Source organism: Candidatus Paceibacterota bacterium, assembly GCA_035438625.1.
Classification (GTDB): domain Bacteria; phylum Patescibacteriota; class Minisyncoccia; order Phycocordibacterales; family DAORIS01; genus DAORIS01.
In genome coordinates this window covers 1-19,951 of sequence record DAORIS010000002.1, presented here as the reverse complement: position 1 = coordinate 19,951, position 19,951 = coordinate 1, and the positions used below count along the sequence as shown (strand labels likewise).

The window sequence follows — 19,951 nt, the reverse complement described above, 5'->3', positions numbered from 1 at the left end:
TACTACATACAGAAAGATGAAGGTCACTAATAAGAAGCAGATAGTCCACATTCTTTTCGCCCGACGGTTGCGCGCAATCAACTGATCTGCGTCAACTGGCGGGGGAACATTTGGTGCTCCAGATTCTGACGGGGTAGGTGTTTCAAGCGGATTCGATCGTTCTTGCGAAGGTTGTCCTACAACCCTAGAAGGAACGAACCTTGGCTTTGCGGGTTTTACCCTAAAACTGTGAATATCATCAGACATGTCAAACTCCTGGGCGTACGCCCTGTTTTTTGTTTATTCCTATGTCAACGCCATGCAACAAGCACGGCTGACTATCTGTATACTATTATATCACCAAATAGGTGCTTTGTCAAGTAAAAAACGGCCATACATAAGGCCGTTTCTGGGCTGTCTAGTAAAACTATGGAATTTAAACGAGAGTTAAATTACCGTTGATCGATGAAGAGAATTACACCAGATCCGCTCGTAGAAGTGCTCTGTGAGGCGTTCTGTGTGCTTGTGGTAGCTTTTGAGCCGCTTTGTGAGTTTGAACCCGCTTGTGATGAAGATCCGGCTTGTGTGCCTGATCCTGTAATTGCGCCTGTTCCAGTTTGGCTTTGTGAGCCAGTGATTGCAGTAGATCCGGTTTGTACACCAGAACCAGTCTGTGATCGTGAACCTGTTGTTACAGAAGATCCAGTAGTTGCAGAGCTACCAGTAGTTGCTCGTGAACCTGTGTTTGTTGAGTTACCAGCTTGAGCAAGAGATCCTGTTCGAACGCCTGAACCTGTTTGTGCAGAAGATCCTGTGGTTACTCGTGATCCTGTTGATGCGCTAGAGCCTGTTCCAACTCGAGAACCAGTGTTTACTGATGAACCTGTGATTGCTCGTGAGCCAGTTGATACTGAGCTTCCAGTTCCAACGCGTGAGCCAGTGTTAGCAGATGATCCGGTAGAAACACGAGAACCTGTGGATACTGAAGAACCTGTATCAGCACGTGATCCAGTTTGAGTTCCGCTACCAGCTGAAGCAAGAGAACCTGTTGTTACACCTGTTCCTGTGTTTGCAGCAGATCCAGTGTTGGTAGCTGATCCTGTTTGCGTTTGAGAACCAGTTTGAGCAGATGATCCTGTTTGGGCGCTTGATCCGGTTCGCACACCTGTTCCGGTTGTTGCAACTGATCCTGTTGTGACACCGCTACCTGTTGTTGTATTTGAGCCTGTTGTTACAGAGCTTCCAGTTCCAACTGATGAACCGGTTGAAACACCTGTTCCAGTTCTAGTATTAGATCCAGTATTTACTCCTGTTCCAGTTGTTACAGAAGATCCGGTCCCAACGCTTGAACCAGTAGAAACAGAAGAGCCTGTTCCTACGCGTGATCCTGTTGATACGTTAGAACCCGTTCCAACTGATGTACCTGTACCAACTCTTGAACCTGTTGAGACACTAGAACCTGTTCCGACAGATGAGCCTGTGTTCACACGTGACCCTGTGCCTACTTGAGATCCAGTACCAACCCGTGATCCTGTTGAGACGTTTGATCCAGTTCCTACCCGAGAACCAGTTTGTGCGTTTGTTCCGGTTGTTACAGAAGATCCTGTACCTACGCGAGATCCAGTTGAAACTCCTGTACCAGTATTTGCGCCTGTTCCTGTTGAAACGGGTGTTCCAGTTGGTGTTTGAGCGAATGCATTAAATGGAAAGGAAATAGCACCGATTGTGAGAGCGGTTATTGCTATAAATGTGTATTGTTTTGCTCGCTGTATCATAGTTCGTGTATTATACCACGTTCCAGAAATAAATCAAGTGATACTATTCCAATCCCCTTTAGTGGGGCTTTAGTTTATTGTGAGTTTAAAAACTTAAAAAATACACACACGCATACAATACGAGGAAATGGATTGGATAAAAGAGGTAGAAAAGCCATTTAGCTCGATATCCTTGTTCTCCACTGTGAAGCCAGAGTATTGGCAGTGCTGCAATAGATGCAATTTGAGTACCGAAGAATGAATACCAGTACAGGTTACTTGTTGAAGAATGTAAGACGACCAAATTAAACAATGGAGTATAGAGAAATACAGTAAGACTAATAATTAGGGCCGATTGTAATGCTCTATGCCACGTATATGAAATGTGGAATGCAAAAATCAGTAATACACCAAAGAGTCCATAATCAAACCTGAATATTTCAGCGGTAATTCCAATCAATGCAACAGAACTTAATTTCAATAGGGGATTTTGAAACCGTTCGAATGCAATAATTGCAAGTAGTCCAGCAGCGAGAGTAAAAAATACATTTAATCCAAGTGGCCATCCTTGTGTAACTATTAATTCTCTGAATGCTAGTTCGTAGGGAATTTGTGAGATAAAAGCAAAGGCAACTAATCTCCAGAAATACTTGTTCGAATTTCGTGTGTGTCTGTATCCATGTGCAATTAACCATGCAAAGATTGGAAATGAAATCCTGCCAATAATCTGCATGTAGATATTATTGTGGAATAGAATTTTCCCGCTGTGGTCTATTGCCATTGAGACAATGGCGATGATTTTAAGGAGAAATGTGGACATGGACACATACTATCAAACCCTAAAACAAAACAACCAGGCATCCCTGGTTGTTTACTGGTGGGCGAGGGGAGACTTGAACTCCCACGCTATTGCTAGCACCAGCTCCTAAGGCTGGCGTGTCTGCCAATTTCACCACTCGCCCATATTGTTCAAATAATTCTCACTGCTACAATGGCTTGATGCCCCGACCACTGCTTGTATTGATTATATTTGGCTATTTCTTCCTGGCTAGCCTCATTCCACAGCTATTTATTCAGGGCTTCAGCACGCCAGAAGACCCATACTACCATGCAAGACATGCGGTAAGCTACTGGGATAAAGAACCATTCGAATATCCTCAATTTTCTACAATTAACGATAGTGGAACTGATTTGTGGTACCTGTACCACGTATCTATGGCTCCATTTACTGCAATTCCAAGTGATGATGGGTATTCTGGAATAATTCTTGGTTCAAAAATTTATCACGCAGTTCTCTCAGCACTATTGTTTACAATTCTAGTGCTTTGTTTGGTTAATATCCAAACACCGGCTAGAAGCAAAGTACAAAAAACAACTCTATGGAGTGTTCTCTTGTCACTTGGAATTATAATGACCGCATCAGCAACCTTTGCCGATCGAGCGTTAATATTGTCGCGACCACATTTAATTAGTATTACGCTTTTTGTCCTTGCCACATACTTTTTAATTAAGAAAAGACATATCAGCCTTGCGTTCGTTTCACTGCTCGCCCCACTCTTTTATTCGTTTTCGTTACTCATTATCATTCCAGCGCTCGTCTACCCAGTTGCGTATCTTTTCTATGTTGGAATTAGAAACAGAGAGGCTGTGCTCGGATTAATGCGCGCATGTATTTTAAGTGGGGTGTCAATTATTGGATGTATTCTCGGTATTATTCTCCACCCAGGAAGTGGTGCATATATATTTAATGGATTGTTTGTCCACGCAACATCACTATTTCGTACCGTTGTTCCACAAGGAAGATTGGTTGAGTATCCAGCGGAGCTTGGTGGGGCTCCGTTTCAATGGGGAGAATGGTGGGCACTTATTGGTGCACTTGTACTTGCTGTAACTGTGCTCCGGATCATTAGTTATAAATCCATTCGCCGATCGTTTGAATTTGTGACATGGTTTGTAATTTGTTTGTCACTACCATTTGTATTCCTATCAATTTTTGTAGGTCGTGGAATTGAATATGCTCTACCGTTACTCCTATTCCCACTTTCAATCGCTATTTCGTGGTGTATTCCACGACACAGGTCGTTACTCTCATATCTTTCCGGGAACCCAGCAATTACTTTTTTTGAAAAGCATCCGCGTGTTATACGAGGTGTAGGTATTGCGGTTGCCATCTGCATACTTCCTATCCTTATTATCGGAAAAGGATCGGCGCTTAAAGAGAATGAACAAACGCAGGGTGTGTTTGCGTATAAAAACGCTGCAAACTTTATTGCATCACAAGGAGATGGTGGGATTGTACTTAATCCAGCGTTTCATTTATATCCCCAGTTAGTATTTTTTAACCCACGTGGAAAATATGGATTAGGATTTGATCCAACATTTACATACATCTATGACGAGGAAATATATTGGCTACTTCAAGATATTGGATACTATAAAGAAGTTGATCCTGAAGCAGCAAGAAAGCTGTTATATTCCAAAGGTGTTCGGTATGTAATTGAAGAAAAAGTGGAAGTCAATGATACCCCACGGGGTACAGTAGCTGCAACGCTTCGTTTAGGTGAACCAATCTATACTGACCCAGATACTGGCGAAGTTATGATTTGGAAAATCGCTCCTTAATCAGAACTTTTGCAGCCTCAACTCCATCGTGCCACCTGATCTTTTTTCCATGCTTAATATCTCGTGGATGATACGAAATTGGTACTTCGATAATGTTCACTCCATGCTTGAGTGTTTTTGCGGTCACTTCAGGACAGAATTCAAATTTCTCTGACTTTAGATCAAGGCTCTTGAGAAACTTTGAATCAAATATTTTATAACATGTGGGTTCGTCAGTAATTGAAGAGCCGAAGAGTATATTTGTAAGTATTGTTAAAAATTTTCCACCGAGTAAAAAGGAGAGTCCACCGTGTGGATTTTTTTGTAGTAGTCGTGAGCCATACACTGCTACGGTTTTTTTATCAAGTATTGGTTTAAGTAATCTTTCATACTCATGTGGGTTATATTCTAGGTCAGCATCTTGGACGATAACGATGTCGCCTGTTGCGTGTGCAAAACCTGTTCGAAGTGCTGCACCTTTTCCACGATTTTTTTCGTGGGCAATATAATGAACATTGTTTCTTAACTTGTATGCAGAAATGGCGACATCCGTGCTGTCCGTCGATCCGTCATTGACGACGATAATTTCTTTTTCAAGTCCGCACACCTTTGCACGAACAACTTCGTCCAGAAGATCGTAGAGTGTCGCTACTTCGTTGTAACAAGGAATGACGATAGAGACCTTTTTGTACTCAGTGTGTCGCTCGATTGGTTTAGACATAGACAAAGAATAATTGAGCGGTATATGTCCAGACAGCGATCAAGAGGGATGTAAGTGCTTGCGAGGGTACTTCAGGAAGTGTAAAACCGCTGACAAGTACAAACATGAGTAGCGCTGAGAGACCAATATTTACACAGGAAAGAGCAATAAATTTTACAAATTGTGTTCGATTGCCGTGGTCAGCTGAAGAATTCTTTTTATCACTATGTGTGTAATGTGTGTGTACAAAAAAACCAATAACGATTCCTGTTGTTGTTGCAATTATGTTTGCAAATATGTAATTAATGTGGAGAGGACCTGAAAATAGCCAAAAAAGACCAATGACAAGCGCTGTCATACAAGTACCCGCAATGAGGTACTTAAAAATTTTTGAAACGTGTCGTAACGCGAGTACTTGAGTCGGAAGCGAATAATTCATTCGAACAAGTATACCAGTTTTTATGGTCCTCCCAGCAGGATTCGAACCTGCGACCTACCGCTTAAGAGGCGGATGCTCTACCAACTGAGCTATAGGAGGGTGAGGAAGTTATAACACAAAATATACAGAAAGAAAAAGTCTGGAGCAGTACTAATCGCTGTGCCCGAGGTGGGAATCGAACCCACACGGAGTTACCTCCACTCGATTTTAAGTCGAGGCTGTCTACCAGTTTCAGCACTCGGGCGTCCGACTGATTCTCGCATAATAAAGCCTGGATGCAAGAATGTAATAAAAAAGCCCACGAGATACTGGTTACAGTATCTCGTGGGTCGTATCGGTGTGGCTAACGTCTAGGCAGCTTTCTTGTTTTCAGGCAGAAGTACGAAGACGAGGCGCTTTTCGAGTGTTGGAATTGTAAGGTTGTAATTAATCAGCGTGGCGGAAAGGTGGCGCTTGTCGAAATTTGTTAATTGTTTGACAAGTTTGTCTACAACATGAAAGTGGGTTGGGTGATTAAGTGGATCACTTGATCCATTACTTGCCGTTTGAAGCGTTTCAAGAAACACGTTAATGACCGCATACCTAGCTTGATGGTACTTAGTTTCAAGCTCAGTATTTTTTCCGTTTATCTTTCGAATGTAAATAACCACTAACACGAGCAAGACAAAAAGGACTGCAACAAGGATCCAAGCGATATACACCGTACATCTCTTATTAAAGGAAAAGATAGAACTCGCCTAAAACCCCTACTCTCAACTAAACAGAAGTCAACTGAGGCGCAGGCCGGTCTCGAACCGGCGCATAACGGTTTTGCAGACCGTCGCGTTGACCAACTTCGCCACTGCGCCAAACTACCACTCGCTCACTATCCTACGTGTTTTGGGTGAATCGAACAAGTCCGTTATACCAACCGGTCGATCTTCTGGCGGTTCTTTTCACCTTCGTCGATTGTAAATACAAAGTGTGGAATGCGTCCGATTCGAACGCGCTCTGAAAGAAAATCTTTGAAATCTATAACGTTGCGCCTCAAGAAATCGAGAACTGCAGCTTCTTGGCTTTCAGGAAGTACTGAAATCATGATGTCAGCAAGGTGACTCTTCTCGTCAATGATCACTCGAGTGACGGTAATTAAGGAAGTGCGGTTTGCATTACGTGCAATAAATTCCGCTGTTGCGTCACGAAGTAAGGATTCTTTTCTCTCTGGTGTGTGTCTCATGTAAATAGTATGGCGCTATATCTCAATAGTTTCAAATGCTTCAAGGATATCTCCTGGAGCGATTTCAAACTTTGACTCAACCATCAATCCACACTCGCGTCCTTCTTCAATCTCGCTCGCACGTTCCTTTTTTGCTTGGAGTTCGCGGATAGAACCTCGGCCAATGTCATTTTCTCGGCGGATGATTTTAATTTCACCACCGTTTTTAATTACTCCTTCGATAACTTTTCCTCCAATGATTTGTTTGTCTTTTGATCGGCTGAAGAATTTAAGTACTTTAAGTTTTCCTGTAATTTGGTCAGTCATCTTCTTTGGAATACGTTCTTTGAGAAGTTCCTGGAGCCACTCTGACAGTTTGTAAATGATTTCAAACGATCGAATGTCAGTCGCGCTGTTTTCTGCCATCATTCGAGCTGGTGTGTCGATGCTTGTTGCAAATCCAACAACGACTGCTTTTGTTGAAGAGCCAATTGCCATTTTGATATCAGCTTCGGTAATTTCACCAACACCACTTGAGATAACTTTTATATCAATATCAGGATGGGAAATTTTTGAAATCTCGTGGATAACCGCGTCCAGTCTTCCGGCATCTTGCGCACGAATAATGACAGGAATGTACGGCTTGCTTTCACCGGTGGTATTTCTGTTGTTTGTTTGTTTAACCTGGGAGAGGATATCTTTTTGTTCATCAATGTAGGCTTCGGCTTCTTTCTTTGTTGAAAACACAGTAAATGTTGAGCCTACTGGTGGAACTGAGTCCCAACCGCTGATTCGAACAGGAGCTGAGAATGTTGCTTCTTTGATTGGTTTGCCTAAGAAGTTTTCAAATACACGGATAGGAGAGTAGGTGAGTCCAGCAACGACTGTTTCTCCTGAACGCATGGTTCCAGAGGTGATAATTAGTGTTGCGGCGTTTCCTTTTTTCTTGTCTCGGTCTGATTCAAGTACGAATCCTGTGCATTGCGCATCAGTTCCCGCCTTAAACTCTTCTAGCTCTGCCATAAGAAGAATTGTCTCGATGAGTTCGTCTACATTTTCTCCAGTTTTTGCTGAAATAGGTACAACAGAAATATTTCCTCCGTATCCTTCAACATAGATTTCGTTTTCAGCGAGGCTTTGTTTGGTTCGTTCGATGTCAGCGTTAGGTCGATCGATTTTGTTAATTGCAACGAGGTATGGAAGTTCTTCGGCAAGAATAGTTTGTAGTGCCTGGAGGGTCTGTGGCTTAACTCCATCTTCAGCAGAGACAACAAGGATGGCAATATCGGCAGTTTTTGCTCCGCGAGCACGTATTCCTTGGAAGGCTTCATGGCCTGGTGTGTCGATGAATGTAACGCGCTTCATACCGCTTGCACGTTCAACTTCCACTTCATATGCTCCTACCTTTTGTGTGATACCCCCAGCCTCTTTGTCTACTATTGAAGTCTTTCGAATGTAATCAAGGAGGGTGGACTTACCATGGTCAATGTGTCCCATGACAACAACAATAGGGGGTCTTTCAATGAGTTCCCCTGTACTTGTCCCTTTGCTTTTCTCATTTTTCTTAGGAGATGACATAGCTTTTTGATTATACATATCGCTTTGTATTTGTACATTCAGGGGTTACAATCGCGCACATGGGCATCAATTTCTCTTGGTTTCAAAAAAACCCCACGCACGGGACCTCAAAACGTGTATTTCTTGACTATGCGTCCGCTACACCTGTCTCAAAACGTGTATCTCGCGTGCTTGAAACGTACCAAGGGTACTTTCATAACCCAGCAGCGATATATACAGAAGGGGTGAAGGCGAAAGAGATCATCAAAGACGCTCGCGTACAGATTGCAAAGATTGTTTCTGCACAACCTAATGAAATATATTTCACGTCAGGAGGAACAGAATCGGCCAACCTTGCAATCCAGGGCGTAATCAAGGCACTCGATAGAACAGTATTTCCGCGACCACATATTATCGTTTCAGCATTCGAACACGCTGCGGTACTTGAAACTACCCGTGCACTTGAAGCCGATGGTGTACTCATCACATACGTACTTCCAAACGATGATGGCATTATTGACCCAAAAGAAATTTCAAAACTTCTAACTCCTGACACTGTCTTGGTCTGTGTGATGTATGTAAACAATGAAATTGGAACAATCCAGCCACTCCGTGAGATTTCGAAGAAAATTAAAGAGATGCGGAAAAGTGTTTCTGGAAGAGATCAACACTCCGACTATCCGTATTTCTATACTGATGCGTGTCAAGCACCTTTGTACTTGCCGCTTGCGATTAATGAATTGGGTGTAGATATGGTGACCTTGGACGGAATTAAAATGTATGGACCACGGGCAAGCGGCATACTCATTGCAAAAGATGCGGTACGTTTTGCACCGCTTATGCTTGGTGGTGCACACCAGCGAGGAAAGCGACCGGGAACAGAGTCTGTATCTCAAGTTGTTGGTATTAAAGAGGCACTCATAGAAGCAACTGAACTTCGAGTGTCGGAGTCAGAACGAATCCGCAAGTTACAAACATATTTCATAGAAAAAATTGCACGTCACTATGGTGAGAAGGCGTCTATTAATGGAAGTGTGAAAGAGGGAGAACTAATACCAAACAATGTAAATGTGTGCATTCGAAACATTGATTCTGAATTCGTGGTGCTTCAGCTTGATGCAAAGGGAATCTGTGTTTCCTCTGCAAGTAGCTGCTCGACACTATCAGACGCTGCTGGTTCATACGTCATTGAGTCCTTAGGGGAGGCGAAGCGGCGCTGTGCCGAGTCATCAATCCGGTTCTCATTTGGACGAGAAACGACTAAAAAAGATATAGATATTGCCCTTGAAACACTGTTTAAAATAGTGTAAAATGTGGGCATATGCCACCTTTTAGTAATTTCACAACAAAAGCGAAGGAAACGATTAAAAAAGCCCATGAATTAGCCATAGAACGTGGGCAGAATCATGTTAATCCTGTACATCTTTTAGGCGCCTTTCTCTTGCAGGAAGAGAGTTTGGTATTGGCAATCCTTGAGAGAATGGAGGTTGATACAATGCTTCTGACTGACTCAATGCTCGAGGTGGTTGAAACAGGTGAAACCGCACAGACACTTTCACCTGCATACCAGATATACCTCACTCCAGAATTTGCACAGATCGTTGAAGCGTCTGTGCGTGTTGCTCGTACCATGAACGAAGAGTTTGTGGGATCTGAACACCTCTTCCTCGCAATGCTCGATGTTCCAAGTCGTGCAAAAGAGCTACTTTCAAAATTCCGCATTAAGCGTGAAGCAGTAGTTAAGGTGATTGAAGAATTTAAAAATACAAAGACTGCTGACTCACATCAGCCAAAGCGAAACAAGTCACTGACAAAATTTACGCGTTCACTGACTAAGCTCGCTTCTGAAAATAAACTTGATCCAGTCATTGGTCGTGATGATGAAATTACACGTATCATCCAGATTCTTTCTCGACGAACAAAAAATAACCCAATCTTGATTGGTGAGGCAGGTGTTGGAAAAACAGCGATCGTTGAGGGGTTGGCGATTCGTATGGCTCAAGGAGATGTTCCTGAGTCACTTAAGGATAAAGAACTTGTGTCACTCGATCTTGGTTCTCTTGTTGCCGGCACAAAATACCGTGGAGAATTTGAGGAACGCCTCAAAAATATTATTAAGGAAATTGAAAAGTCAGAAGGACGTATTGTCCTCTTTATCGACGAGATCCATACAATCGTTGGAGCTGGAAGTGCTGAAGGATCACTCGATGCCTCAAACATGTTAAAGCCCGCGCTTGCTCGTGGTGAGCTTCGTGCAATTGGTGCAACAACACTCCGCGAATATCAAAAGCATATTGAAAAGGATCCAGCTCTGACTCGACGTTTCCAGCCGGTGTATGTTAACGAGCCATCAATCGATGATGCGATTGCTATTCTCCGAGGTCTTAAAGAAAAGTATGAGCTCTATCACGGTGTACGAATTACCGACGATGCTATTGTTGCTGCGGTAAATCTCTCAAGTCGATATATTTCTGACAGGTTTTTGCCTGACAAAGCGGTTGACCTCATTGATGAGTCAGCGTCATATTTGAAAATCTCTCTTGAAGACATGCCACCGGTACTACAGGAAACTCATGCAAAGGTAATGCGTTTGGAAATTGAACGAGAAGCTTTGAAAAAGGAAACAAATGCAAAGTCAAAGGATCGAGTAAAGAAGATCGATGCTGAAATTGCTGACTTTAAAGAACGAACATCAGAGATTGAATCGAAATGGAAGAATGAGAAGGAGATCCTTAATGACATCAAAACTGCCAAGAAGAGCTTAGAAACACTTCGCCTTGAAGCAGAAGGTGCAGAAGCCCGAGCAGATCTCGCAAAAGCAGCTGAAATTCGATATGGAAAAATTCCTGCACTTGAAAAAGAACTAGAAGGAAAGCTAAAAAAACTCAAGAGACTGCAAGTTGGCCGTCGAATCCTCAAGGAAGAAATTCGTGAGCAAGATATTGCTGAAATTGTTGCAAAGTGGACTGGTATTCCTATGGCTCGCATGATGGAAACTGAAGCGGATAAGCTCACCCGTATGGAAGATGAACTTCGTAAGCGAATCGTTGGGCAAGATGAAGCGGTTAAGAAAATCGCCGACACGGTTCGACGAAGCCGAGCTGGTATCGCTGACCCTAACCGACCAATTGGCTCATTTATTTTCCTTGGACCAACAGGAGTTGGAAAGACAGAACTCACAAAGGCACTGGCTGAGTTTATGTTCGATGACGACAAAGCACTCATCCGAGTGGACATGTCTGAGTTCATGGAACGGCATGCGGTTTCAAAGTTGATTGGTGCACCTCCAGGATATGTTGGATATGACGAAGGAGGAGGATTGACTGAAGCCGTACGGCACCGTCCGTACTCGGTAATTCTCTTCGATGAGATCGAGAAAGCACACCCTGAAGTCTTCAATTTGCTCCTACAGGTGCTTGATAACGGTCGCTTGACTGATTCCAAGGGTAGGACGGTAAACTTCAAAAACACCGTCATTATCATGACATCAAACCTCGGTGCTCAATACATCGATCGACTACAGAAGATCGGATTCCATACCGATGGAAACGCTGGAGAATACGCAGAAAGCAAAGAGAAGATCATGGAAGCACTTAAGGATCACTTCAGACCTGAATTCCTTAACCGAATCGATGACATCATTGTCTTTGATGTACTTTCACCTGAAGTTATCGAAAGTATTGTACGGATCCAAGTTGAGCAAATTAAAGAACGATTAGCACAAAAGGAAATTACACTCGACGTGTCAGAAGAAGCAATGAAGTTGCTTGCAAAGGAAGGATATAATCCGCAGTTCGGTGCACGACCACTCAAGCGTTTGATTCAATCAAAGATTCTAAACCAAGCAGCACAGCTGATTATTTCAAAGAGCATCTTGAAGGGTGGATCAATCTCAGTGGGTGTAAAGGATAGTCAATTTACCTTCGATATTAAAAAGGGAAGAAAGGGCAGCATCATTCAAGAAGAGCTCGTAGCAGCATAAAGAAAAACACCTCGAAAGCGAGGTGTTTTTTGACACATGTAAATTGTGTGGTAATTTGATCTAGGTCGTTTTTTCTATTCTCTATGGAAGGAGTCTAATTGTGTCAGAAAGAGCTAATCTGAAACAGGTCGGTCGGGAAGACTTGAGTTACTCACCAATCTTGACCAATATCGCTACGTTTTGTTTGGCGTCAGAGCTGGTTAAGAAATTCACTGTGGTGAGGAAGTGGGTTCGAAAAGAGCCCCGGCACAACTGGAAGATTTCCTACAAGCAGGACACGTCTGGTGTGATGGTTACCCTAGTGTGTGCTGCTGGCAAGACCCGAATGCATCTGAAATGCGTTAACCCCACTGCGGTTGAGATCGAGCTCCAGAAGATTTTTCAAGAATTCATGTTGAAGCCTCGGTAATTTCATAAAGGCGCATTCTCAATTTTATTTGAGAAGGCGCCTTTTACTTTGCTTCAAGTGAAAAAATATGTAGAATACGCTCTACGCGTAGGTGGCAGAGCTGGTCAATTGCATCAGACTGTAAATCTGACGCCCATTGGGCTACGGGGGTTCGAATCCCTCCCTACGCACAGAAACGAAAAAACGGGTGTATAACCCGTTTTTTCGTTATGGTATAACTGCTACATGAAATCCGGTAATTTTTGGTGCTATAAGAACGGTGTCGTGATTCCCACAGAGGAAGCAACAGTCTCGGTTCAGGATATTGGGATGCTGCGAGGGTTTGGGGTGTATGACGGAATAGCGGTAATCAATAACAAGCCACTTCGTTTAGACGACCATGTTAAACGCCTGCGAAACTCTGCTGCAGGACTTGGTTTGCAAGTTCCAGATTCTGATGAGCAAATCGAAAAAGCATATGATCTCCTTGCGGAAAAAATGGACGCTACGCGATTTAATACTCGAGTAATTTTAACTGGTGGAGAGATGATCGAAGGCCTATCGTTTAACCCCGAAAAACCAACATTCTATATTCTTGCTGAACCATTTCTTCCGCTTCCAGATGACATTTATACGAATGGCTCATCAATTGTAACGCATGAATTTGAACGACAGTACGCACAATTTAAAACAATTAATTACATTAGTGCTGTTGTGACAGCTGAAAAGAAGCGTCAAGCCAATGCAATTGAAGTATTGTTCGTCAGTAGGGGGCAAGTGTTAGAGTGTGCGACAAGTAATATTTGTATTGTTAAAGATGGCGTACTTAAGACTCCTGAAGTAGGGGTGTTAAAGGGAATTACTCGAAAAATTGTGCTTGAAATTACGGCTGATCAGAAGGTTGTAGAGGGACCTGTCTCTGTAGAAGACCTCCTTTTAGCTGATGAAATCTTTATAACCTCAAGTTTTAAGGATATTGTGCCAATTGTGACTGTTGATGGACGAAAACTGTTTGATGGGCCTGGACCAGTTACCAAAATGGTCATAGAACGATATAAAAAGGCTGCAGGTCTTGCCTAGGAGTCTTTTCTAGGCTATAGTGTCCCGCATGTCACAGGACAATCTAATCATCCTCAAAAACAAGGAAACAGGAGAGGTTTACCTTTCTCGAAAGAATCGCCGTAAGGTGCCTCGTAAGATCGAACTTAAGAAGTACAGTAAGTCACTTCGAAAGCGCGTAGTCTTTAAGGAAGTAAAGAAATAACAAAAGCGACCTACGGGTCGCTTTTGCGTTAGGTATCCTTGTGCGATAGACTGCTTTTACTGGGCCTGTAGTTTCAATGGTAAAACATTCCTCTCCAAAAGGAAGGTTCCCCGTTCGAGTCGGGGCGGGCCCGCTTATTCATTCTCTGTTAACCTTTGTAGAAGGTTATCCACTGTTTTCTGATCAATTTCGTTTGCAGTAAGCCAGGTGATTAATTTATTTCTTTTAAACCACGTCATTTGTCGTTTTGCGTAGTTTGATATTTCATTAACTAGACGTTCATTAAATTCTTCCAGTATAATTTTTTCTTGTAAGAGAAGTGCTCCATATCGGTACTCCAAACCGAGTTCTTCCATTCGCTCGTACGACAATCCATTTTCATGGAGGTCGCGAATTTCATCGAGTATTCCTGCTTCCATGCGCTTTTTAAGTCTTAAGATAATCCTTTCCTTAAGTATTTCGTGGGGAAGTGTAAGGCCAATGTATGTAACGTTGTATATAGGAGACGGAGTCGCGGCAGGAACCTTTCCACTATGTTCGATAATTTCTATTGCCCGTATTAATCGTGGCCGATTGTGTTTATCAATTGTGCTGGCTCGGTCAGGGTCTTTTTGTTGAATCATTGAATATAATTCTTCAATGGTTATTTCCTCAAGAGACTTTCGTAATTTAGGGTTACGAGGAACGTCAGGGATAGACGCAAGACCAATGAGTGAGTCTATGTAAAATCCTGATCCTCCACAGACAATTGGCACAGCACTTCTTTGTACTATTTCTTCGATAGCCATTCGTCCATCTCTTGTAAAATCCGAAGCTGTATATGTTTCTTTTGGATTTGCTACATCAAGCAAGTGGTGTGGAATTCCTCGCATTTCAGAAGTTGTGATTTTTCCTGTGCCAAGATCTAATCCTGTATATACTTGTCGTGAATCTGCTGAAACAATTTCAGCATCAACACCAGATTTTTTTAGCTGCAACGCAATTTCAACAGCAAGATCACTTTTGCCAACAGCCGTGGGACCAATGAGAGCAATAATACGGGGAAGTTTTTCCATGTGTGGGTACTATAGATAAAAAAAGAGACCGGAGCAATGCTCCGGTCTGGGTTGGTGTTGGTCATTTGATGAGGGTGTGTGGAAGTTTGTCGAACAATTTAAAGGGTTTGAGTACACGTATTGTGTCATCAAGTTCACGGCGCTTGTCGATCAAATCATATTCGATTTGTCGCCACTTATTGATCTCTTTGACACGATGTGCTTCGTGTGCCAATTTTTGACATGATCGGACTCCGATGATCAACCGATCAAGTAGGATTTTGTGACCCAGGGTTGTGACGAATGTCGGCTCGACAACTTGATGTTGTTCCTTCGGAAAGACAACATCAAGTAAACGTCGGACATGTTTGCGAAGGTCAAGATACTCCTGGACTTCCTTGGAAGGTTTCTTCCGCGTTGCAGTTTGCATCGGCTACTCCTTTAAGGGTGAGAAAGGACAGTTGGTTTGGATACTGACCCAAAACCAATAACAGTGGGATACTACGCTTATTAATTAAAAATTCAACTTGTGCCAGAGGCGGGACTTGAACCCGCAAGCCTTTCGGCGCTCGATTTTGAGTCGAGTATGTTTGCCAATTTCATCACTCTGGCGGTATGGGGAAGTGTACTGAAATTCTATTTAAAGAGCAATTTTACAAAAAAGAAACCGCTCTTTCCAAAGAGCGGTTCGGTAAGATGTTTTTGTCAGTCAGCCTCGACGGTGAGTGTTGGTTTGGTGGTGACCAAGACGCTGTTGTTCAAGAGGGCAGTTGCTTCATCCATACTGATGCCTGCTTTGTCAGCCGCTTCGCGTACGAAGGCGTTGTACGACATGACGTTGAGGCCTTGGCGTACAGACTCAAACTTCACTTGCTTGCCCTTCTTAAGGTCGCTGAGTGCGGACGCGAGTTGATCAGTTGGTGACACGGTGTCACCAGAAAGCTGATCACTCCTGCTCCAGTACACGCAGATGATAAGGAGTATGAAGATAATGCAACTAAGTACTCCGTTAACGATTTTTGCCATGCGCAATTCTAGAGGAACTCTCTAGCCTTTCCATGTATAATTATACTATATATATGTATATAAGTCAATGATTGTGGTGTGTCTATTAAAAACATCTTTATACACAATTTTTTAAGATAGGCAGTGCGTTATAATGTCCTCATGCAGTCACCAACAACTCCGACATCAAACTTCTATAACAATGCAATTTTCTGGGTCGAGGTAGATAAAATTAAACCCAATCCATTCCAGCCTCGTAAGGATTTTGACCCTATCCAACTGAAAGCTCTCTCTGATTCTATTAAGCAATATGGAGTTCTCCAGGCGCTTGTGGTGACACGTAATGAGGTTATTAAGGAAGATGGCGGTCTTGCAGTTGAATATGAACTTATCGCTGGAGAGCGACGTCTTAGAGCGTCAAAGATGGCAGGTCTTCGTGAAGTCCCGGTGCTCATTAAAATTGGTGATGAAAGTAATCTTCTCAAGCTTGAACTCGCGATCATTGAAAACGTACAACGTGAAGATCTAAATCCCGTTGATCGCGCACGAGCGTTTCAAAGACTCGTAGAAGAGTTCGGATTTAAACATGGAGAGATTGCAAGCAAAGTTGGACGAAGTCGTGAGTATGTGACAAACAGTCTCCGATTACTCGCTCTTCCTCAAGATATTCTTGATGCGCTTTCAGCAGGAAATATTTCAGAAGGTCACGCTCGTCCACTTGGAATGCTTAACGACCGACCTGAAGAACAAGCGACACTCCTTAAAGAAATCATGTTTAAGCGCCTCACAGTCCGCGAAGCAGAGGCAATCGCTCGACGCATTGCGTATGACAAGGTTCGTAAGAAGGAGCGAATGATCGATCCTGAAATTGTTGAACTTGAACAGAAACTTGCTGAATCATTTGGTACACGTGTTCATATTGAACGGAAAGATAACGGAGGAAAGGTGATGATTGATTTCTTCTCAGCTGATGATCTTCGAAGTATTTTAAATCTTGTACAGCATTCCAAAGAACAAGATCCTCGGACAATGCTTCATAGGTTTGAAGCAGCGATGGGTGGTGCCATTGAAGCAAAGCAACAACCTAAGCCAACCGTAGAAGCTCCAGAGGTTATTGCTGATCCAGTTGTTGCACCGGAAGCAGCTCCACTACAGGCCGGAGAAGATGACAGAACTCCTGTGGAGGTAAAAGCTGCAGAGGAAAGCGATGACATCTACTCTCTGAAGAATTTCACTATCTAAGGTTTATTTTTCTGCTCTGTCTTCACTTTCTTTTGGAATCCTCGCTTTTTCTTTTCTTGTGCAAGAAGTGTAAGTGCTTCATCAAGTGTAATTGTATAGACATCTAGCGGAGGCTTGATAGATCTGAAATCCCTATCGTGTCCGACGTATGGTCCGAAGCGTCCTTTGTTTGCGATGATATCTACTCCTGTTTGAGGGTGTTTTCCAAGAACTCGTGGAAGAGAAAGTAGCTTTAATGCATCGTCCATTGAAAGTCCTTGCGGATTCATTTCAACTGGAATACTTGCACGGCGAGGTTTTGGATTAAGTTTCTTATCCTTTTCTCCAACTTGTAGATATGGTCCGAAGCGTCCGTCTTTTACAAGGATATCGAGATCAGAATCAGGATGTTTGCCAATGATAGTATCTTTGGCCATTTCTTTTCCTTCCTCGGTAAGTGCTCCGGTACAATCGGGGAATCGGCTGCAACTCATAAACTTTCCGTTTCGAGAAAGCTTGAAGACCATGTTGCTTCCACAGACTGGACACTTAAATTCTGTAGGTGCAGGACCGAGGTTGGTGAGCTTTTCACTTTCTTTATCTCGCTTTTTCACTTCCTTATGAAACGGACCGTAGAAGTCTTTGAGAATTTTTTCATACTCATGAGTTCCGTCAGCAATGCCATCAAGCGAGTCTTCCATTGTTGCTGTGAATGAGTCACTGATGTAATCAGTGAAGTTATCTTCAAGGAATTTTGATACTACGTCTCCAGTGTCAGTCGGAATGAGTGTTCGGTTTTCCTTATTCACATACCCACGCTCTTCAAGTGTCTTGATGATCGTTGCGTATGTACTTGGTCGACCAATGCCGCGCTTTTCAAGTTCTCGAACAAGTCCAGCTTCTGTGTATCGTGGTGGTGGCTGGGTAAATTTCTCAGTTTTTTCAGACGAGACGAGTTTCATTCCTTCTCCAGGATTTAGTTTTGGAAGGATTTGATCTTCACTGCCACTGTCAGGATGAATTTTCATCCAACCATCGAAAATGATACGAGAACCGTTTGCGTTAAAAATAACTGACGGGTCTTTTGTTGGTGCCGCTGTTGCTTTTGTACGTTCAACCTTCGCGTCTGTCATTTGAGATGCCACTGTACGCTCCCAAATGAGCCTATAGAGCTTCTTTTGTTCGTCGTTGGCTCCTGCTGACTCTTTTGAAATAGTACTTGGCCTGATGGCTTCGTGAGCCTCCTGTGCATTTTTTCCTTTTGCAGCAAATTTTCGTGACTCTGCATATTTCTCACCAACAGTTTCTTTGATGTGTGCGTTAATTGCAGTCATTGCACTTTCTCCAAGTGACGGACTATCAGTTCGCATGTATGTAATGTGACCAGCTTCGTATAATCGCTGTGCGATCATCATGGTTCGTGATGGGCTAAAGCCAAGTCTGTTACTTGCGGTTTGCTGGAGTGTTGAGGTGATGAATGGTGGGCGAGGAGAACGAGCTGTTTCAGTTGCTTGTACATCAATAATATTCCAATCTTTTTCTTCAGCAATTCCCGCTTGTCGTGTTGCTTCTTTTGCGTCAAAGACTTGGTCGGGATATTCAAATGCAATTTCTTCTCCAGAAGTTTTTTTAAGGAGGGCAGAAAGGGTGAAGTATTGTTCAGGATTAAAGGCTTTGATTTCACGCTCTCGCTCAACGAGAATACGAAGAGCAGGAGACTGTACGCGTCCAGCTGAAAGTCCATAACGAATTTTTTTCCAGATTAATCCTGAGAGGTCATATCCCACGAGACGATCAAGTACACGTCGTGCTTCCTGAGCTTTACGGAGATTTTGATCAATTGTTCGAGGATGCTCGAGTGCATAGAGAACGGCAGCTTTAGTGATTTCAGTGAAGCTGATTCGTTTTGGTTTGACTAGTTTTGCAGCTTGCTGGATGTGCCAGGCAATTGCTTCTCCTTCTCGATCGGGGTCGGTTGCAAGAATCACTTCGTCAGCCTTGTCAGCAAGTTTTTTGATTTCACTCAATACAACCTCTTTTCCTTTAGAGATTTCATAGTGTGGTTCAAAGCCGTTTTCAATATCAATTGCCTTCTTGTTATTCTTCGGCAAATCACGTACGTGACCGACTGATGCGCGCACGATATATGGCTCACCGAGATACTTCTCGATGGTCTTCGCTTTGGAAGGAGACTCAACAATTACGAGCTTCATGTTCCTATACTAGTACTATGGTACGGAAGAATTGGCAAGTTTTTGGGTACGGTGAAGTTAGAGAATGTAAATAAAAAAGGGGCCAGGAAACGCTTTGTTTCCTGGCCCTTCCGGTATCGGTCGATGAGGGTAAGTCACCGACAAGATAAGCATGAATTAATGCACATAAATAGTCAAATTATGTATAAGTATATATAGGGCATGGTGTGTGTGGTAAAGTGTATAAATATCCGCTGAGAAATTAATACTATGCTGGACATCAAGTTCATCCGGGAAAACAAAGATTTAATTGCACATGCTGCTACAAAAAAGCACATTCAGTTTGACGTCTCTGAACTTATAAAAGTTGATGAGGAACGACGTGAACTCCAACAGTTCATGGAATCAAAACGTGCTGAACAAAATGCGCACAGTGAAAAGATTGCAAGTGCCGCAACGTCAGAAGAACGAGTGCAGATGATTTCTGACATGCAACGAGTTAAGTCAGAGCTTGGAGAAAAAGAAGAAGCGTATAAAAACGTATTAAAGGAGTGGCAGCGATTAATGCTTCAAGTACCAAACATTGCTGATGTAACTGTTCCAGATGGCGCATCCGATGCTGACAACCTTGAAGTTAGAA

Annotated in this window: 18 protein-coding genes and 7 tRNA genes; 9 read left to right on the top strand and 16 right to left on the bottom strand. The window is 42.9% G+C overall.

The annotated features are described in order from the left end of the window. Positions 1-431: 431 nt before the first annotated feature. The 3 genes from PLF31_00895 to PLF31_00885 all read right to left on the bottom strand — a co-directional run bounded on the left by PLF31_00895 (position 432) and on the right by PLF31_00885 (position 2,695). The gene (locus tag PLF31_00895) at positions 432-1,754 is read right to left on the bottom strand and encodes a hypothetical protein (GenBank protein ID HRH26015.1); all 1,323 of its coding nucleotides are present in this window, start codon (positions 1,752-1,754) and stop codon (positions 432-434) included. 85 nt (positions 1,755-1,839) lie between these two features. Further along, a complete protein-coding gene (locus PLF31_00890; protein ID HRH26014.1) occupies positions 1,840-2,553 on the bottom strand; it encodes a TraX family protein in 714 nt (237 codons plus the stop codon). Positions 2,554-2,608: 55 nt separating this feature from the next. Next, positions 2,609-2,695 (bottom strand) — tRNA-Leu (locus PLF31_00885). Positions 2,696-2,732: 37 nt separating this feature from the next. Here PLF31_00885 and PLF31_00880 point away from each other — a divergent pair. Next, the gene (locus tag PLF31_00880; protein ID HRH26013.1) at positions 2,733-4,355 is read left to right on the top strand and encodes a hypothetical protein; all 1,623 of its coding nucleotides are present in this window, start codon (positions 2,733-2,735) and stop codon (positions 4,353-4,355) included. Here PLF31_00880 and PLF31_00875 read toward each other — a convergent pair. From PLF31_00875 to infB, 8 genes are all read right to left on the bottom strand, one after another. Further along, positions 4,330-5,055 (bottom strand): glycosyltransferase family 2 protein, encoded by a 726-nt coding sequence (locus PLF31_00875; protein ID HRH26012.1) that lies wholly within the window; start codon positions 5,053-5,055, stop codon positions 4,330-4,332. The genes PLF31_00880 and PLF31_00875 overlap by 26 nt on opposite strands. Then, positions 5,048-5,473, bottom strand: coding sequence for a GtrA family protein (locus tag PLF31_00870; protein HRH26011.1), 426 nt, complete (start codon positions 5,471-5,473; stop codon positions 5,048-5,050). The genes PLF31_00875 and PLF31_00870 overlap by 8 nt, the downstream gene beginning before the upstream one ends. 23 nt (positions 5,474-5,496) lie before the next feature. Continuing rightward, positions 5,497-5,572 (bottom strand) — tRNA-Lys (locus PLF31_00865). A gap of 61 nt (positions 5,573-5,633) precedes the next feature. After that, positions 5,634-5,717 (bottom strand) — tRNA-Leu (locus PLF31_00860). Between the two features lie 106 nt (positions 5,718-5,823). Beyond that, complete coding sequence (locus PLF31_00855) at positions 5,824-6,174, bottom strand: hypothetical protein (GenBank protein HRH26010.1); 351 nt, start codon at positions 6,172-6,174, stop codon at positions 5,824-5,826. 73 nt (positions 6,175-6,247) lie between these two features. Further along, positions 6,248-6,321, bottom strand: a tRNA-Cys gene (locus PLF31_00850). Between the two features lie 53 nt (positions 6,322-6,374). Continuing rightward, positions 6,375-6,689, bottom strand: coding sequence for a ribosome-binding factor A (locus PLF31_00845; protein ID HRH26009.1), 315 nt, complete (start codon positions 6,687-6,689; stop codon positions 6,375-6,377). 15 nt (positions 6,690-6,704) lie between these two features. Next, entirely contained in the window at positions 6,705-8,246 is a 1,542-nt protein-coding gene (gene infB, locus PLF31_00840; protein HRH26008.1) for a translation initiation factor IF-2, read from the bottom strand. A 59-nt stretch (positions 8,247-8,305) separates the two neighbouring features. On the opposite strand from infB, the gene PLF31_00835 reads away from it, so the two are divergent. From PLF31_00835 to PLF31_00810, 6 genes are all read left to right on the top strand, one after another. Then, on the top strand, positions 8,306-9,535 hold the full coding sequence (locus PLF31_00835; protein ID HRH26007.1) for a cysteine desulfurase family protein: 1,230 nt from the start codon (positions 8,306-8,308) through the stop codon (positions 9,533-9,535). Positions 9,536-9,546: 11 nt separating this feature from the next. Next, a complete protein-coding gene (locus PLF31_00830; GenBank protein ID HRH26006.1) occupies positions 9,547-12,207 on the top strand; it encodes an AAA family ATPase in 2,661 nt (886 codons plus the stop codon). A gap of 494 nt (positions 12,208-12,701) precedes the next feature. After that, positions 12,702-12,786: transfer RNA gene (locus PLF31_00825), tRNA-Tyr, on the top strand. 55 nt (positions 12,787-12,841) lie between these two features. Beyond that, a complete protein-coding gene (locus tag PLF31_00820) occupies positions 12,842-13,675 on the top strand; it encodes an aminotransferase class IV (protein HRH26005.1) in 834 nt (277 codons plus the stop codon). Positions 13,676-13,703: 28 nt separating this feature from the next. Beyond that, positions 13,704-13,859: a 50S ribosomal protein L33 gene (gene rpmG / locus PLF31_00815; GenBank protein ID HRH26004.1), complete on the top strand. Its 156-nt coding sequence runs from the start codon at positions 13,704-13,706 to the stop codon at positions 13,857-13,859. 61 nt (positions 13,860-13,920) lie between these two features. Then, a tRNA-Trp gene (locus PLF31_00810) sits at positions 13,921-13,992 on the top strand. Position 13,993: 1 nt separating this feature from the next. Here the strand turns inward: PLF31_00810 and miaA are convergent. The 4 genes from miaA to PLF31_00790 form a co-directional block, all read right to left on the bottom strand. Next, positions 13,994-14,914: a tRNA (adenosine(37)-N6)-dimethylallyltransferase MiaA gene (gene miaA, locus PLF31_00805; GenBank protein ID HRH26003.1), complete on the bottom strand. Its 921-nt coding sequence runs from the start codon at positions 14,912-14,914 to the stop codon at positions 13,994-13,996. A gap of 61 nt (positions 14,915-14,975) precedes the next feature. Next, complete coding sequence (locus PLF31_00800; GenBank protein HRH26002.1) at positions 14,976-15,323, bottom strand: hypothetical protein; 348 nt, start codon at positions 15,321-15,323, stop codon at positions 14,976-14,978. Positions 15,324-15,423: 100 nt separating this feature from the next. Further along, positions 15,424-15,505: transfer RNA gene (locus tag PLF31_00795), tRNA-Leu, on the bottom strand. 93 nt (positions 15,506-15,598) lie between these two features. After that, entirely contained in the window at positions 15,599-15,919 is a 321-nt protein-coding gene (locus PLF31_00790) for a hypothetical protein (protein HRH26001.1), read from the bottom strand. A gap of 141 nt (positions 15,920-16,060) precedes the next feature. Here PLF31_00790 and PLF31_00785 point away from each other — a divergent pair, with 141 nt between their 5' ends. Beyond that, complete coding sequence (locus tag PLF31_00785; GenBank protein ID HRH26000.1) at positions 16,061-17,140, top strand: ParB/RepB/Spo0J family partition protein; 1,080 nt, start codon at positions 16,061-16,063, stop codon at positions 17,138-17,140. Here PLF31_00785 and topA read toward each other — a convergent pair. Continuing rightward, positions 17,137-19,332 (bottom strand): type I DNA topoisomerase, encoded by a 2,196-nt coding sequence (gene topA, locus PLF31_00780; GenBank protein ID HRH25999.1) that lies wholly within the window; start codon positions 19,330-19,332, stop codon positions 17,137-17,139. The genes PLF31_00785 and topA overlap by 4 nt on opposite strands. Before the next feature lie 249 nt (positions 19,333-19,581). On the opposite strand from topA, the gene PLF31_00775 reads away from it, so the two are divergent. Continuing rightward, on the top strand, positions 19,582-19,951 hold a 370-nt coding region (locus tag PLF31_00775), incomplete at its 3' end, for a serine--tRNA ligase (GenBank protein ID HRH25998.1).